The 16,442-nt window shown below is 45.0% G+C and carries 15 protein-coding genes; 14 read left to right on the top strand and 1 reads right to left on the bottom strand.

What is annotated here, in order from left to right:
* Positions 1–104 precede the first annotated feature (104 nt).
* The 4 genes from dapF to MHB64_RS12515 all read left to right on the top strand — a co-directional run bounded on the left by dapF (position 105) and on the right by MHB64_RS12515 (position 5,100).
* On the top strand, positions 105–941 hold the full coding sequence (dapF, locus tag MHB64_RS12500; RefSeq protein WP_341134537.1) for a diaminopimelate epimerase: 837 nt from the start codon (positions 105–107) through the stop codon (positions 939–941).
* Between the two features lie 178 nt (positions 942–1,119).
* A complete protein-coding gene (locus MHB64_RS12505; protein WP_341134538.1) occupies positions 1,120–2,769 on the top strand; it encodes a spore germination protein in 1,650 nt (549 codons plus the stop codon).
* The gene (locus MHB64_RS12510; protein ID WP_341134539.1) at positions 2,759–3,967 is read left to right on the top strand and encodes a Ger(x)C family spore germination protein; all 1,209 of its coding nucleotides are present in this window, start codon (positions 2,759–2,761) and stop codon (positions 3,965–3,967) included. Before MHB64_RS12505 ends, MHB64_RS12510 begins: the two co-directional genes overlap by 11 nt.
* 26 nt (positions 3,968–3,993) lie before the next feature.
* Positions 3,994–5,100, top strand: coding sequence for a GerAB/ArcD/ProY family transporter (locus tag MHB64_RS12515; protein ID WP_094868535.1), 1,107 nt, complete (start codon positions 3,994–3,996; stop codon positions 5,098–5,100).
* Here the strand turns inward: MHB64_RS12515 and MHB64_RS12520 are convergent.
* Complete coding sequence (locus MHB64_RS12520; RefSeq protein ID WP_341134540.1) at positions 5,073–5,330, bottom strand: hypothetical protein; 258 nt, start codon at positions 5,328–5,330, stop codon at positions 5,073–5,075. The two genes, MHB64_RS12515 and MHB64_RS12520, sit on opposite strands and share 28 nt — an antisense overlap.
* 176 nt (positions 5,331–5,506) lie before the next feature.
* Between MHB64_RS12520 and MHB64_RS12525 the strand changes: the two genes are divergently transcribed.
* The 10 genes from MHB64_RS12525 (at position 5,507) to rsmB (ending at position 16,370) form a co-directional block, all read left to right on the top strand.
* Positions 5,507–7,378 (top strand): bifunctional homocysteine S-methyltransferase/methylenetetrahydrofolate reductase, encoded by a 1,872-nt coding sequence (locus MHB64_RS12525; protein ID WP_094868537.1) that lies wholly within the window; start codon positions 5,507–5,509, stop codon positions 7,376–7,378.
* Between the two features lie 38 nt (positions 7,379–7,416).
* Positions 7,417–8,310 carry a YicC/YloC family endoribonuclease gene (locus MHB64_RS12530; protein WP_094868538.1) on the top strand — a complete coding sequence of 298 codons (894 nt, stop codon included), beginning with the start codon at positions 7,417–7,419 and terminating at the stop codon, positions 8,308–8,310.
* Positions 8,311–8,358: 48 nt separating this feature from the next.
* The gene (remA, locus tag MHB64_RS12535) at positions 8,359–8,619 is read left to right on the top strand and encodes an extracellular matrix/biofilm regulator RemA (protein ID WP_006209218.1); all 261 of its coding nucleotides are present in this window, start codon (positions 8,359–8,361) and stop codon (positions 8,617–8,619) included.
* A gap of 19 nt (positions 8,620–8,638) precedes the next feature.
* Positions 8,639–9,208 carry a guanylate kinase gene (gmk, locus tag MHB64_RS12540; protein ID WP_094868539.1) on the top strand — a complete coding sequence of 190 codons (570 nt, stop codon included), beginning with the start codon at positions 8,639–8,641 and terminating at the stop codon, positions 9,206–9,208.
* A 52-nt stretch (positions 9,209–9,260) separates the two neighbouring features.
* Positions 9,261–9,461, top strand: coding sequence for a DNA-directed RNA polymerase subunit omega (gene rpoZ / locus MHB64_RS12545; protein ID WP_094868540.1), 201 nt, complete (start codon positions 9,261–9,263; stop codon positions 9,459–9,461).
* Positions 9,462–9,696: 235 nt separating this feature from the next.
* The gene (coaBC, locus tag MHB64_RS12550) at positions 9,697–10,932 is read left to right on the top strand and encodes a bifunctional phosphopantothenoylcysteine decarboxylase/phosphopantothenate--cysteine ligase CoaBC (protein WP_094868541.1); all 1,236 of its coding nucleotides are present in this window, start codon (positions 9,697–9,699) and stop codon (positions 10,930–10,932) included.
* Positions 10,932–13,463 carry a primosomal protein N' gene (gene priA, locus MHB64_RS12555; protein WP_094868542.1) on the top strand — a complete coding sequence of 844 codons (2,532 nt, stop codon included), beginning with the start codon at positions 10,932–10,934 and terminating at the stop codon, positions 13,461–13,463. The genes coaBC and priA overlap by 1 nt, the downstream gene beginning before the upstream one ends.
* 84 nt (positions 13,464–13,547) lie before the next feature.
* Positions 13,548–14,033, top strand: a complete 486-nt coding sequence (gene def, locus MHB64_RS12560; protein ID WP_094868543.1) for a peptide deformylase — start codon at positions 13,548–13,550, stop codon at positions 14,031–14,033.
* A 4-nt stretch (positions 14,034–14,037) separates the two neighbouring features.
* Positions 14,038–14,973: a methionyl-tRNA formyltransferase gene (gene fmt, locus MHB64_RS12565; RefSeq protein WP_094868544.1), complete on the top strand. Its 936-nt coding sequence runs from the start codon at positions 14,038–14,040 to the stop codon at positions 14,971–14,973.
* Positions 14,970–16,370 carry a 16S rRNA (cytosine(967)-C(5))-methyltransferase RsmB gene (gene rsmB / locus MHB64_RS12570; RefSeq protein ID WP_094868545.1) on the top strand — a complete coding sequence of 467 codons (1,401 nt, stop codon included), beginning with the start codon at positions 14,970–14,972 and terminating at the stop codon, positions 16,368–16,370. The genes fmt and rsmB overlap by 4 nt, the downstream gene beginning before the upstream one ends.
* Positions 16,371–16,442 lie beyond the last annotated feature (72 nt).

A 16,442-nucleotide genomic window follows, 5' to 3' on the forward strand; every position in this document is an offset into this window, starting at 1 on the left:
CTTGTTGCAGTTAACAGCTCGTATACGTGCGCTGGGCTATATTACACAGATCATTAAGCCTAAGCGAATGCTAACATAACATAACCTTTAGGAGTGGACGTTTAATGGAATTCACAAAAATGCACGGCCTTGGTAATGACTTCATCGTAGTTTTTGGTGAGCAAGAGCTTCCGAGCAATGCAGCGGAACTTGCTATAACACTATGCAATCGGTTCTTCGGAATTGGTGCGGACGGACTTGTCTACATCCTGCCGTCTGAACGTGGCGATTTTATGATGCGCATTATGAACTCTGATGGTTCGGAAGCGGAGCAGTGCGGAAACGCCATTCGATGTGTCTCCAAATATGTCTACGAGCATGGCTTGGTGAACTCCGAGCAGATTGTTATAGAAACGATTGGTGCCGGAGAACAAAAGGTTACCTTGAATGTGAAAGACGGTGTAGTTGAAACAGTAACGGTGGATATGGGTGAACCTGTATTGTCCGGACTTCAAATTCCGGTAGCGATTGATGCAGAACCAGTGCTCTCAGAGCCGATTGAATCAGACGGAACCGTATTTAAGTTTACTGCAGTGTCTATGGGTAATCCTCATTGCGTTATATATGTCGAGGATGCCGTAGCCTTTGATCTTGCGACATGGGGGCCGAAACTAGAAGTGCATCCATTGTTTCCAAGAAAGGTTAACGTTGAATTCGCGACGGTTCTGAATCGAGGCCGAGTAGATATGCGGGTATGGGAACGTGGAGCTGGACCAACCTTAGCCTGTGGGACTGGAGCCTGCGCAACTCTAGTGTCTTCTGTGCTGAACGGTCTGACAGACCGAGCGGCTTGGATTAGTCTAAAGGGTGGTGATCTCTACATTGAATGGAATGAAGAGGATAACCATGTGTATATGACGGGACCGGCTGAAGTTGTATTCACAGGCAGTGCGGCTCTTTAAAGATTTCTATTTTCGAATCATATCATTGGAATAAACGGCAGTCTAAGAGATCGTTCTTGGATTGCCGTTTTTTGTTTTGTATAAATGAAAACACTGGAGCTGGAACTGGAATTGGAATAATGGAAGACATAACCGAGAATAATACTTCCAAGCTTGAGAACAAAAGGGAGGGATCTTGTTGAACATCAAAGGATTAAATAGAAGAAATAAATCCGGTAAAAGCCAACAAGATTCTCCGCCATCGCTGGGTAGATTATCGATCATTCTCACACAAACGTTAGAACAAATAATAAACGAGCTAGGAGATAGTCCCGATCTAAAAATACGCCATTTAAAAGTGGGGGAAGATTCTTCTGTATCGGTAGCGGCTCTTTACCTCAGTGGTCTAGTGCAGAAAGAAGTTGTTGATGAATTCATCGTGGGTTCATTAGTCGGGGTAACGAGCGAAATGATAAATGAAAAAGTCCCTGCGTCTGGAAGTTTAATAGAGTTTATTTTGAATCGCACTTTGGAAATTGGTGATGCGGTGATACAAGAGGACTGGAAAGAGGTTCTGCTTGCAATTCTTTCGGGAGAAACAGTGATTTTAATTGACGGGTATGCCAGTGCCATTGTGTGTGGTACCCAAGGTGGCGAAACACGTTCAGTCACTGAACCGTCCTCTCAGCTTGTTGTCCGTGGCCCGAAAGACAGTTTTGTAGAATCCCTAGCCACGAATATTTCCTTAATCCGGCGGAGATTAAAGACCCCTAATTTAAGACTGGAGTATATGAAAATTGGTGAGGTATCTCATACATATGTGGGTATGCTGTTCATTAAAGGCATCGTTGATGAAAAGCTGGTCAATGAGGTTAGAGAACGGCTGAATGAAATCCAAATCGATGCGATCTTGGAATCTGGGTATATTGAAGAATTGATACAGGATAAAACCTTTACTCCATTTCCGACCATTAATAACAGTGAGCGCCCAGATGTCGCTGCTTCTAATCTGTTAGAGGGTAGAGTAGTGCTGGTTATAGACGGAACCCCTTTTATTTTGATTTTGCCGGCGGTATTCACACAATTCTTTCAGTCTTCATCGGATTATGCTGAAAGGTTTGATATTTCTATATTAATGCTGTTCATCCGGTATATCAGCTTTATTATTCTAATTCTTGGACCTTCCATATATATAGCACTGACCACGTTCCACTATGAGATGATCCCGACAACCTTACTGATTAATTTATTGTCGCAGCGGGAGAATGTCCCCTTTCCTGCCTTCGTGGAGGCAATAGTGATGGAAGGTGCGTTCGAAATCATTAGAGAGGCTGGGGTGCGGATGCCTCGCGCAGTGGGGCAAACCGTTTCTGTTGTAGGTGCTCTGATTCTAGGTCAGGCTGTCGTAGAGGCCGGAATTATCACACCGGTTATGGTTATTGTGGTAGCGCTGACCGGTATCGCAAGTTTTGCTATACCTTCGTATAACATGGCGATTGCGGGCAGGCTTATTCGTTTTGCTTTTTTAATATTTGCCGGGATGTTTGGATTTTATGGAATTACACTGGGTCTTATTATACTCGTTGCGCATATGAACAGCTTGCGTTCATTTGGTATTCCTTATTTGTCACCTATAGTGCCTTTATCTGTGAAGCGGCAAAAAGATACCTTTTTAAGATTACCTATGTGGACACACAGTGTGGATCAATCATCAACTCAAGGTAAGCGCAGAAATTCGCCGGAAGGTGAGAAGATAAACGCAAGTCATCCGGAGAATCTTGCTCCAGTCATCGAAGATAAGGCTGATGATACAGGGAGGCAAAAGAAAGGAGCTCTTGATGAAGGATAAACAATCAGTGTATATAAGAATCGGGTTAACCTTAGTGATGTTCCTTATGCTTACTGGCTGCTGGGACAGCGTTGAACTAAACAGAAGAGCGATTGTTTCGGGTGTGGCGATTGATAGGGGGGCAACGGAAGCAGATAAATATGTCTTATCGTTCCAAATTATTGTTGCAGACGAAATTTCAGGTGAGAACGCTAGGGGGACTTCTCCTGTTGCTATATATAAAGGGACTGGTCGCACTATGTTTGAAGCCTTAGCTGATGCTTCGCGGCAAACCGCGCGATTTTTGTCATTAGGGCATATTCGAGTAATAGTGATTTCAGAGAAATTTGCCCGGGAGGGGATTAAGGATATTATGGATGTGCTGGAAAGAGAAAGTGAGACTCGTCTGACGAGCCTTCTCTTTATTTCCAAGGGGCAACCGGCAAGTGACAGTATGACAACTATGACCGTGTTCGGAAGGATCCCAGCTAACGATCTGGTGGAAAAGCTGGAAACTACCTCTAAACAGTTTGGATACAATTATCGAATGGAGGTGGATGATGTAGTCCGTGGGATTCAGATGCCAAGCGGGGGACCGATGATTAATGGCGTTGAAGTCATAGGAGATGTCGAGCAGAGAGACTCGAACGATAATTTAAAAGCGATAAAACCGAAAGCTACTTTGAGGGTGACTGGAATCGCAGTTTTTAAAGAGGACAAGCTGGTGGGTTGGCTTCAAGGAGAAGAAGCGATCGGCACCTCGCTTTTAAAAAATAAAATTACACAAATGCCCGCATTCGTATCTATCGGAGAGAATAAGTATTTGTCTTTTAATATTTATCTTTCTCAGGCTCGTATCGTTGTTGATGCTAAGGATACTGAAAATCCAGTCTTTACGATAAAAATTACACAGCAAGCAGGGTTAAAAGAATCGCCCAATCCTTTGGAGTTGACGAAGCCTGATGTGGTAAATAATCTTACGGAGCTTCTGGAAAAAAACATTCGTGATCAAGTATGGAAAGCAATAGCCAAGTCCCGAGCATTAAAGAGTGACTATATAGGTTTCGGGGAAATAGTAGAACGTGAAAATCCACAAGGGTGGAAAAAAGTCAAAGATCATTGGGAGAATATATTTGCAACATGCGAGATTAAAGTGGAAGAGGATGTTGTAATCAGACACACCGACATGCGTAGCGATTCTTTTCAGATCAATAAGTAATAATGAAGCTAAAAGGAGGGGCGTATATGCATAGTGGCAGTATAAAAATTGGTTTGCTCCAATTCTTCACCTTAACATTATTGTTCGAAATGGGGACAGCGTTAGTGGTGAATCTGGGAATGGAAGCGGGGAAAGATGCATGGATTTCAATATTGATTGGAAATGTAATAGGTCTTGTAGTTTTTGCTGGATATGCCTATTTATATAGAAAGTTCCCGAAGCTGCCGCTAACTGCGTATACCCGAAAACTAGTTGGAAAATATTTGGGTTCGGTGATCTCGGTGCTTTACATTATTCTGTTTATCAATTTGGCGGGTCGTGATTTAAGGGACGGAAGCTCTATGCTGGTAATGGCTACTATGCATCATACGCCGTTGTTTATCGTCTCTTCCCTGATGATATTATCCAGTGCATATGTGCTTCATAAAGGTGTAGAAGTCCTCTCCAGAACCTCTTTGGTTTTTGCAGCTCTGGTGATTTTGATCGGTATCTTTTGCTCGATGATGCTGATGTTTTCAGGGTCTATTCATTTACAACAGCTGCAGCCCGTTTTTGAGAATGGTGTTAAGCCTGTATTAACTTCTGTAGTCAAACAGAGTTATATGTTTCCATTTGGTGAAATGATCTGTTTTACTATGCTTATGCCTTATTTGAACCATACGAAAAAAGGACCTTGGGTGATTGCCGCGGCAATTTTCGTTTCTGGGTTACTTCTCAGCCTTACTATGGTTTTGAATATATCGGTACTGGGGTCAGATATTATTAAACGTTCACCACTGCCGCTGATGCCGACGATCAGCAAAATCTCCATATCAGATTTCATCCAACGCGTTGACATTCTAGTTGTCATGGTATTAATTATAGGTGTGTTTTTCAAAATGTCTGTTTTTTTCGCGGCAGCGCTTATAGGCATATCGGAGTTATTTAAGATTCCTTATCGGAGAATGATCTATCCGACAGCTTTAATTATTTTGTTTAGTTCTATGCTGAATGCTCGCAGTTTTATTGAACATCTTAATGAGGGGGGGAGATTATTATACACGGTTTATCCTTTGTTCATGGTGTTGATACCAGTTATACTTGTGATTATTGCCGCTATAAAAAGTCACTTTTCAGCTTCACGACCGGGTTGACTTCCTCGAATCCAAGAAATGATGTCAGGAACAAGCAGACAGAGCAATAAGAAGATGGCTGTTGTCTTTTCAGATGCAGTATACAGTAAGTAATTTAGAATATATCCAATGTTCCCAAAGCCATATCCGAACATCCAGTCCACCAAATAAAGATAAAGCAAAGAGAGCGTGGTCAGAAATACTAAGATCAGATATTTTTGCAGTAACACTTTCCTGTTTTTTTTCTTCATCTGATTCATCCCTTCTTTTTACGTAAATAACAGATTTATTATTAGTATGTAGTATTTAATCCGTGACCATGCAATGCGTATAAATGTTGTTACTATCTTTTATAGTGAAAGCTTATCATCCATACCGATTTATGATACATTAGTATGAAACTATTGTGTCAAGGGAGGATCTTGCAGTGAAGCCGGATTTACGTTCCGCATGGGGAAACAAAGTATTGGTCGGAGACGGAGCGATGGGTACCTATTTATATCAAAAGGGTTTCCCTGTTGGCATTTCCTATGAAGAATTAAATTTGACTTCTCCAGGTGTTATTGAAGATGTCCATCGCAGCTATATCGATGCAGGGGCGGTGCTGCTAGAAAGTAACACGTTCTCAGCAAATTTTGACAGGCTGTCCAAATATGGTTTGGAGTCCAAGGTTGAAGAAATTAATCGCGCTGGCGTAAGAATCGCTCGTAAAGCTGCTGGGGATAATGGTTATGTACTAGGTGCTGTAGGCTCTATTCGTGCCGGTAAACGTGCAAATCTCTCATCAACAGAGTTGAAGAAGTATTTCACACAACAGATTACCGCATTGCTTGAAGAAGAAGTAGACGGTATTATGCTAGAAACTTTCTATGATGTCGAAGAACTGCATCTCGCACTAAGAACAGTACGTAAACATAGCACTCTCCCAGTCATCTGCCAATTTGCTGTGGATGAATCGGCACGGACATTAGATGGACTGACGTTGCCAGACGCTTTTCGCATTTTAGAAGCTGACGGAGCGGATGTCATCGGATTTAACTGTAATACGGGTCCAAATGGAATTAAGAGAGCGCTAAAAGCTGTGCAGGGTAATCTGGTTTTACCTACCTCGGTTTATCCGAATGCGGGTGTTGCGGACTATGTAGACGGAGAATACCGGTATGGGGCTTCACCTGAATATTTTGGACAGATGGCAGTGACTTTTGCAGACATGGGTTGCAGAATTATCGGAGGCTGCTGTGGTACTACTCCGGAGCATATTGCTGAAATTTCCTCTGCATTGAAAGGTTATGTACCTCAGCCACTTCCAGAACCGACACTTCCGACTGTGGAGCGTGTATCTTTGCAGGAGCATTTTGGCGAAGATGAGGGAAGAAATGGTCGTGAGCCGAATCTGGTTGATCTAGTAAAGGAACGTCATACGGTTATCGTTGAGCTTGATCCACCTCGTGATTTGGATATTGCTAAGTTCATGAAGGGTGCGGAAGCGTTGAGAAGAGCAGGCGCGGATGCGCTTACGCTCGCCGATAACTCTCTAGCTGTTACACGGATGAGCAATATGGCCTTGGGCCATTTGGTGTACGCAAAAACGGGACTTCGTCCGCTGGTACATATTGCTTGTCGGGACCGAAATTTGATCGGTACGCAATCGCATTTGATGGGTTTTGATGCGCTTGGGATTGATCATGTACTGGCGGTGACTGGAGACCCAGCAAAATTCGGGGATCTTCCTGGCTCAAGCTCGGTTTACGATTTAACCTCTTTTGAGATTATTCGGATGATTAAGCAGTTGAATGATGGCATCTCCTTCTCTGGTAAACCTTTGAAGCAGAAAGCAAACTTTGTAATTGGTGCTGCCTTTAACCCGAATGTCAAACATTTAGATAAGGCAGTACAGCGGCTAGAGAAGAAAATTGCCTCTGGTGCAGATTATATTATGACTCAGCCTGTCTATGATCAGGAACTGATCGTGAAGATCGCTGAAGCCACAGCACATCTGGAAATCCCCGTGTTTATTGGTGTGATGCCACTTGCTAGTGGACGTAATGCAGAGTTCCTTCATAATGAGGTTCCAGGCATCCAGCTTACGGATGAAGTTCGGAACCGCATGAAGGGACTTGAAGGGGAAGCAGGAAGAGCTGAAGGGGTTGCCATCGCTAAGGAGCTGCTAGATGTTGCTACAGCTCATTTCAATGGGATCTATTTGATGACACCGTTCATGTTCTATGATATGAGCGCACAGCTGATGGAGTATGTATGGGAGAAATCAGGACGTAAATTGTCCCCCTTGTTTCGCTAGTAATAATCAATTACAATAGTGTAATGGATGTGATTCCGTTGTCATTTAGCATGACCGGATACGGTCAATCGTCCCTGCAATTCGGCGGCTACAAGATTATGTTCGAAGTGAAATCGGTGAATCACCGGTACTGCGAAGTTGTACTGCGGATGCCCCGGGATTGGACGGGTTATGAGGATGTGCTGAGAAGAAAGGTTCAGCAGCACGTCAAACGGGGAAGGATAGATGTTACCATCAATAGAGAGCACGATGAGTCGTCTTCCGGACCGGTTCTGAATCGCTCTGCTGTCATGTCTTATCTTAAGGCGGCAGATCAGCTTAAGAACGAGTATGGTTTGTCCGGTGAGTTGACTCTACGTGATATACTTTCTATACCCGGTATTATGGAAAGCAAAGATGAGGCTGCGGGTGCCGTGTCCGCGGCCTTAGAAGACTACTCTGAAATGTTGGAGACGGGACTTGAGCAGAGTTTGCAGTCTCTGCTGGAGATGCGCGCCCGTGAAGGCAGTTTTCTAGCCGCAGATCTTGAACAGCGCCTCAATCATCTCGAGACCATGCATGCTGAAATGGTTGAACTTGCACCTGTTGTAATCATTGAATATCGTGACAAGCTTCGTCATCGATTAAATGAGTTAAATGATGGGACGTTCGCTTTTGATGAGCATAAATTCGGGATGGAAATCGCTATTTTTGCTGATCGCTGTAATATTGATGAAGAATTGACCCGGTTGTATAGTCATTTCGAACAATGCAGAACCCTCCTGAAGGGGAAAGGACCGGTAGGTCGCAAGCTGGATTTTCTCATTCAGGAGATGAACCGGGAGACGAATACAATCGGATCGAAATGTAATCATCTAACTCTCGTGGGTCTTGTGCTAGACATGAAAGCGGAGCTGGAGAAGATTCGTGAACAAGCGGCAAACATAGAGTAACCGGGAACAGGTAATAGCATAGAACTTTATGGGGGGAACTACCGGAACATGGCAATCAAACTTATTAACATTGGCTTTGGGAATATTGTGTCTGCCAACCGCATTATTTCCATCGTCAGTCCGGAATCTGCACCAATCAAACGTATTATCCAGGAGGCTCGAGATCGGCATATGCTGATCGACGCCACCTATGGCCGACGGACTCGTGCCGTAATCATTACAGATAGTGATCATGTCATTCTGTCGGCTGTACAGCCGGAGACTGTGGCACATCGCTTATCCAGTAAAGATGACGACAACGACGAATAACAACTAAATGGAGTGTATTATGTCAAAAGGATTGCTCATCATATTATCCGGACCTTCCGGCGTGGGTAAAGGTACTGTATGTACTGCACTACGACCGAAGATGCCCGGGCTTGTCTACTCAGTTTCTGCTACTACCCGCAGTCCGCGTGCGGGTGAAGAAGACGGTGTGAATTATTTTTTCAAAAGTAAAGAGCAGTTTGCGGCAATGATAGAAGCTGACCAACTGCTTGAATATGCGGAGTACGTAGGTAATTTTTACGGTACTCCACGTGATTTTGTAGAGAGAACTCTCAATAGCGGCAAAGATATTATTCTCGAAATTGAGGTTCAGGGAGCTCTCAAAGTCAAAGAAAAATTCCCTGAAGGTATTTTTGTGTTCCTTCTTCCACCTTCTATGGATGAGTTGAAGGATCGCATACGCGGACGGGGTACGGAACATCCAGATGTAATCGATCACCGCATGACTGTAGCGGAGGATGAGATTAATCTAATGCAGCATTACGACTATGCTGTTGTGAATGATGAGATTGATCTGGCCTGTAAGAGAATAGAAAGCATTATTATCGCCGAACATTGTAAAGTTAGGTAATGTATGCTGAAGGCCAAATTGTATTACCAGTAAACTATGAAGAGGTGTCCCTGTGCTATATCCATCCATTGATGAAATGATGACCAAGGTTGACAGTAAGTATTCACTCGTTGTAGCGGCAGCACGTCGTGCTAGACAATTGCGTGAAGGTGGCAAGACAGATGTGAAGAACCCTAAATCGCATAAATTTGTCGGTGTTGCTCTTGAAGAAATTTACGAAGATCGCATTACTCTTACCCGCGGTGAAGAGTAGTCTCAAGCCTATTTAAATAAGACCCTTTGTAGAAACGGATACCGCCTATTTGTAATTAGGCGATGCCGTTTCTTCTTGGGTTATGGAGCATTTATGGGTCTTTAATGAATGATGATAGCCCAAGACCGGGCTGTTTCTGACAACCGGAAGGTTGTTATTTTTTTCTCAAAATATAAAATATAAGTAGTAAAGAAATAGATCATTCGTTGTAAGAGTAGGGAACAGGGGGGAGATCATGTTGAAGAGCTTGAAGGGGAAGACTATTTTACTTGGGATTACAGGAGGAATTGCTGCTTACAAAGCAGCGGCCCTGACCAGTAAGCTTGTCCAAAAAGGAGCTGAAGTTCATGTCATTATGACAGCTTCGGCAAAGCAGTTCATTACAGAATTAACTCTACAGTCACTGTCGAAGCAACGAGTATACAGCGATACATTCCAGGAACGGGATCCATCCTCTATCTCACATATTGATTTGGCTGATTCAGCCGATCTTGTAATAGTAGCACCTGCAACTGCGAATATTATTGCTAAAATGGCGCATGGCATTGCGGATGATATGTTATCCACTACGTTACTCGCTACTACTGCACCTATAATGGTGGCACCGGCTATGAATGTCCATATGTATCAGCATCCCGCTGTACTAAGCAATTTGGATACCCTTGCTAAACGAGGAATTCAGTTTATTGAGCCAGGGGAAGGTTTGCTGGCATGTGGTTACGTGGGTAAAGGTCGTTTAGAAGAGCCGGAGACGATTGTAAGTCATGTTGAGGAGTTTTTTGCGCTGCAAGAAAGTGTGAAGTCTAAACCGCTTAAGGGTAAAAAGATCGTCATCACAGCAGGAGGTACAGTAGAACGGATTGATCCGGTACGCTATATCTCCAATGATTCCTCCGGTAAAATGGGTTTTGCTTTGGCGCGTGCTGCACGTGCTATGGGGGCTGAGGTTACTTTAATTGCTGCTCGAACAGATGAAGAACCTCCTCAAGACCCGGATCTTTCCGTTATTCGTGTTCAATCCGCACAAGAGATGTATGATGCGGTTACTGCGCTGTGGGACAACTGCGACATTATGATCAAGGCGGCGGCTGTATCAGATTATCGACCTAAGCATAGTGAAACTTCCAAAATTAAAAAAAATGGAGATACGCTAACTCTTGAGCTTATAAAAACAACGGATATCTTGGAAACGTTAGGTAAGAGTAAGGATAAGCAGTTCTTGATCGGCTTTGCTGCGGAGACAGGAAATACAGAATTTTATGCAAAGGACAAGCTGGTCCGTAAAAACTGCGATCTCATTGTTGCGAACAATGTAGCGGCTGCAGGAGCCGGATTCGGATCGGATACGAATATTGTATCGATATACGATGTAGATGGATTGGTGCTCGAATTGCCACAATTGTCCAAAGATGAGGTTGCTCGTCGTTTGCTGACACTCGTGGCAGAGCGAATTACTGGAGCTTCATTATAATGGATATTGCCAAGGTCATTGTGGATGTGCCTGTACGCAGCACTGACCGGCCATTTGATTATAGTATTCCTGAATCACTAAAGTTATGGATTGAAGTGGGCAGCCGGGTAGCGGTCCCGTTCGGACACCGCACAGTGCAAGGTTTTGTCGTTTCACTGGAGTCAGGAGAAACACTAGTGAATCCGGGTCTTAAGCCTATTCAAGAAGTGCTGGATTTGCTTCCGCCTTTATCTCCTGAATTAGTTGAGCTAGCAGACTGGATGAGTAAAAGATATGCATGCAGACGAATATCAGCCCTGCAGGCGATGCTGCCTACCGCTCTAAAGGGGAAGGCAGAACGACTGATCTCGCTGGGAGATGTGGAGGAAGAGACAGCCTTTCCGGATGATGAATTATTCCCTATGTTTGTCGATACAGGGAATGAGGAACGACTAATTACTGAATTTATTGGACGTAATGGCGAAGTATCCATGAAGCAACTTACCCGTGCATTTCCAGAGGCTGCGGAGACGGTGAAGTTCATGCTAAGGCGTGGAGTGCTTGTAGAGAGCCAATCGATCAAAGATAAGATGGGCAAGAAGAAACTGAAAGCGGTAGATCTTGCAATAGGAATTACGGCTGCTCGTGAAGCGTTGAACAAATTCCCGAAAAAATCGGCGCGACAGAAGGAAGTACTAAGCTTTCTGATCGAAAGGGAAGCCACACTCCCCATGGCGCTTAAGGAAGTCTTATCAGCGCTTCAAGTCACGGCAAGTACCGTGAAGGGGTTAGAGGAAAAAGGCTTTATCGAAATCAGTGAAATTGAAGTCTATCGCGACCCTTATCAAGGACGTGATTTTAAGCCTACTACGCCTCTGCCACTTACAGCAGAGCAAGAGGTTGTATACAATCGTATTTCACGAACGCTAGAAGAACAGATGCATGAAGTATTTCTGTTACATGGCGTTACAGGGAGCGGTAAAACTGAGATCTATTTGCAATGTATCAAACGTTGTATGGATCAGGGGAGACAGGCCGTCGTTCTCGTCCCGGAAATCGCATTAACACCACAGATGGTGGAGCGTTTTAAAGGGCGGTTCGGGAGTGGTGTGGCGGTAATGCATAGCCGATTATCTGTCGGTGAGCGTTATGATGAGTGGCGGAAAATCCGTGAAGGAAAAGCTACGGTTGCCGTTGGCGCCCGGTCGGCGGTGTTTGCACCGTTCTCTAATCTAGGTTTGATTATTATGGATGAGGAGCATGAGACCTCCTATAAGCAGGAAGAAAATCCGAAATATCATGCTCGTGACGCTGCGATTCGCAGAGCCGAACAGTGTGGGGCAGCCGTGATTTTAGGCTCCGCCACGCCTTCGTTAGAAAGCTATCATGCTGCTAGAGCGCAGAGTGATATTCATTTTTCACCAGTACTTCTTGAGATGCCTACGCGCGCGCTTGGCAACGAGCTGCCCAAGGTAAATGTTGTGGATATGCGGGAAGAGCTCAAAGAAGGGAACCGCTCCATGTTCAGTCGGAAGCTTCATTCTGCATTGGCTGAAAGGCTGGAACGTGGAGAACAGACAGTGTTATTGCTTAACCGTAGAGGTTTCTCAACGTTTGTCATGTGCCGGAGTTGTGGTTATGTAGCAGGCTGCCCAGAGTGTGATATTTCGTTGACGTACCACAGCCGTAGTGACAATTTGCGTTGTCATTATTGTGGTCATGCAGAGCCAGCACCGAAACTTTGTCCAGAGTGTGGAAGTGAGCATATCCGCTTCTTCGGAACGGGGACGCAGCGAGTGGAAGAAGAGCTTGGTAAGTTGTTCCCGGGAATACGGGTGATTCGTATGGATGTGGATACAACGACTGAAAAGGGTTCGCATGAGAAGCTGCTGAATCAATTCAGAGACAAAAAAGCGGATGTTCTGCTGGGTACTCAGATGGTAGCGAAGGGGTTGGATTTTCCTGACGTAACTCTAGTAGGTGTAATTACAGCAGACTCCGCGTTGAACTTGCCCGATTTTCGAGCAGCGGAGAAGACATTCCAATTGCTTACACAAGTTGCGGGAAGAGCGGGTCGGCATCAGCTACCGGGTGAGGTAGTTGTTCAGTCTTATACACCGGAGCATTATTCTATTATTCATGCTAGCGGGCATGACTATCTCTCTTTTGTAAGGGAAGAGTTGAAGCATCGCAGAGGGCTACATTATCCGCCTTATTGCAGACTAATACTCGTTACATTATCTCATGAGCAGTTACCGCTACTCCTCCGGATGGCAGAGAATTACGCTATGAATCTGCAGGGGAAGGCTAGAAATCTAAGATGGTATGGGAGTCTAGATAAGCTAACTACGGATGTACTAGATCTGTTAGGTCCTGTAGCTTCTCCAATCCCTCGCTTAAAGGGTAGATATAGATTCCAATGTATGATAAAATGGCGCGGCGCCATCGATGTGATAGGGCTTGTTCGGCAAGTGGCTGAGGAGTTGGAGGATTCTGTACGGGATACAGGGCTCCAGATCAGCATTGATGTTGATCCGCAAATGTTGATGTAAATCGTTATCATGTTACAATGTAAAAAAAGAGCTAGATCAATAAACTCTAAATATAGAGATGTACAGAACGGGAAGGTGTTTGTAATGGCGATTCGTATGATCGTTAAGGAACCGGATGAAGTGTTGCACAAAATAGCAAAAGAAGTAACTGTAGTTACACCTAATGTGAAGAAATTGTTAGATGATATGGCTGATACGATGTATGACGCTGAAGGTGTAGGGCTGGCGGCTCCGCAAGTTGGTATTTTGAAGCGCCTAATTGTGGTGGATGCAGATGAAGAGCACGGGCTGATCAAAATGATTAATCCGGAAATCATCGGTACAGAAGGCGAACAGCTTGGACCTGAAGGATGTCTTAGTATTCCTGGATTGAATGGTGATGTACGCCGTGCAGAGACAGTTACCGTACGTGGTCTTAACCGTGAGGGAAAAGAAATTACCATTACCGGCAGTGGTTTACTTGCTCGGGCTTTTCAACATGAGATTGACCATCTGAACGGAGTATTGTTTACGGATATCGCAGAAAAAGTATATGAGATGACAGCTGAACTGAGCGAGACTGAGGAGTGAGAATATGAAGATTGTATTCATGGGAACCCCAGCCTTTGCGGTGCCAAGCTTGCAAATGCTGATGGATGAGGGCTATGAAGTTGTAGCCGTCGTCACCCAACCAGATCGACCGCAAGGACGTAAAAAGATATTGGCTCCTTCACCAGTTAAGGAAGCCGCATTATCTCTAGGTTTACCTGTGCTCCAGCCTGAACGGATGCGCAAGCCTGAGGCTGTCGCAGAGCTAGCTGCATATGAGCCTGATCTAATTGTGACCGCTGCATATGGTCAGATTTTGCCGAAAGCTGTATTGGATTTGCCGCGTAATGGTTGTGTGAATGTTCATGGTTCACTGCTTCCTAAATACCGGGGTGGCGCACCGATTCAACGCAGCATCATTAACGGTGAGAAAGTTACCGGTGTTACCTTGATGTATATGGCTGAAGGACTTGACACTGGAGATATGATCTCGCGCGTCGAGGTGGCTATCGAGGATGAGGATACTTCCGGCACGATGTTCGAGAAGCTTAGTCTTGCTGGACGTGATCTCTTGAAGTCTGAAATGCCGCGATTAGTAAACGGCCTTGTTCACGCGACTCCGCAAGACGACAGTCAAGCGACCTTTGCTCCTAACCTGAATCGTGAGGATGAGCGTTTGGATTGGAACGCTGGCTCACGTGATAACTATAATCGAATTCGTGGATTAGTACCTTTTTCCGGTGCGTTTACGCTTTGGAATGGAGAGACCTTCAAAGTATGGGCTTCAAAAATTCCTGCTGAGCAGAAATCAACGGATACTGTGCCAGGAACGGTACTTTCGGTCTCTGAACAGGGTGTCGAGGTTAAGACTGGAGACGGAAGTCTGCTGCTAACTACGGTTCAACCTGCTGGTAAAAAAGCGATGAGCGCTGCGGACTTTAGCCGTGGCGGTGTCATGAAACCAGGGACGGTGCTAGGTTGAGCGCGGGTGGTAATAAGGGCGGCACGGGAAATAAAGGTAAAGCTGTTACAGCTTCTGCCCGCGATATCGCACTCGATATCCTGGTTAAGGTCGAACAGCAAGGGGCTTACAGTAACTTATTGCTGAACAGCAGTCTGCAGAAGTCTGCACTCAGCAGGGAAGATGCTGGATTAGTTACAGAGCTTGTCTATGGTACCATCTCTCGGATGAATACACTTGATTATGTGCTCGAGGAATTTGTTAGCAAAGGGACCGCTAAATTGCAGCCCTGGGTGCGTAACTTACTGCGTCTAAGTTTATATCAAATTATGTACCTGGATCGCATACCCTCTCATGCAGCTGTAAACGAGGCTGTTAATATAGCTAAGAAAAAGGGCCATCAAGGAATTTCGGGTATGGTTAATGGCGTGCTTCGTAGTGTGCTGCGCGCTGGAGATCTGCCGGTAATACCTGATGGATTGAGTCCTGCGAAGCGGATATCTATTCAGTATTCCCATCCTATATGGTTAGTGAAGCGCTGGATTACCGAGTATGGTGTTGACGCTGCGGAAGCTATTTGCGCTGCTAACAATGAGCCACCCGCTGTCAGTGTACGCGTAAATACTACGATGATCAGCCGTGAAGCGCTGTTGAGTCAGATGATTGAACAAGGTCTGCAAGCTTCTGCTTCTGATGTAAGTCCTTATGGTATTGTTGTAAAAGGCGGCGGGAATCTTGCTCTTTCATCCTGGTATCGGGATGGATATTTATCTATTCAGGATGAGAGCTCCATGCTTGTAGCTGAAGCTGTTGCACCTGAGCCTGGAATGAGAGTGCTTGATTGCTGCGCCGCGCCTGGGGGCAAAACGGCCCATATGGGCGAGCTGATGAAAGATGAAGGATCTGTTCTCGCTAACGATTTGCATCCGCATAAAGCTAAGCTTATCTCGGATCAAGCTGCACGGTTAGGTCTCGAAAGCGTAGTAACAGGCAGTGCAGATGCACTGGAGCTGGAGCATACACTTGAGCATTATTCCTTCGACAGAATTCTATTGGATGCGCCTTGCTCTGGGCTTGGCGTCATCCGCCGTAAGCCAGATCTCAAATGGCGTAAGCAGCCTGAGGATGTTGTCAGTGTAGCGTCACTGCAGGGTCAATTACTGCAATCAGTCTCTAAACTGTTGAAACCAGGTGGTGTTCTGGTTTATAGTACCTGTACGACTGAACAAGCGGAAAATAGTGAAGTAGTAGCTTCCTTTTTGAAACAAAATCCTGAGTTCACTTCTATAACATTTGCTTCCCCGTTGTGGGACAGATTGGAAGGTACTGCGCTGGCTGAAGGTGAGGGAATTCAGATATTACCGCACCATTATGGCAGTGACGGGTTCTATATCTCCAAGCTTCAAAGAGTCTTGTAATATAGCAGATCTACTGACAATTGTTGTATCTTCCGCCCGCCGGGCTAACGTACGGCGGGCTATTTCTTTTAC

The organism is Paenibacillus sp. FSL K6-2859 (genome assembly GCF_038008265.1).
Classification (GTDB): Bacteria; Bacillota; Bacilli; order Paenibacillales; family Paenibacillaceae; genus Paenibacillus_AQ; species Paenibacillus_AQ nitricinens.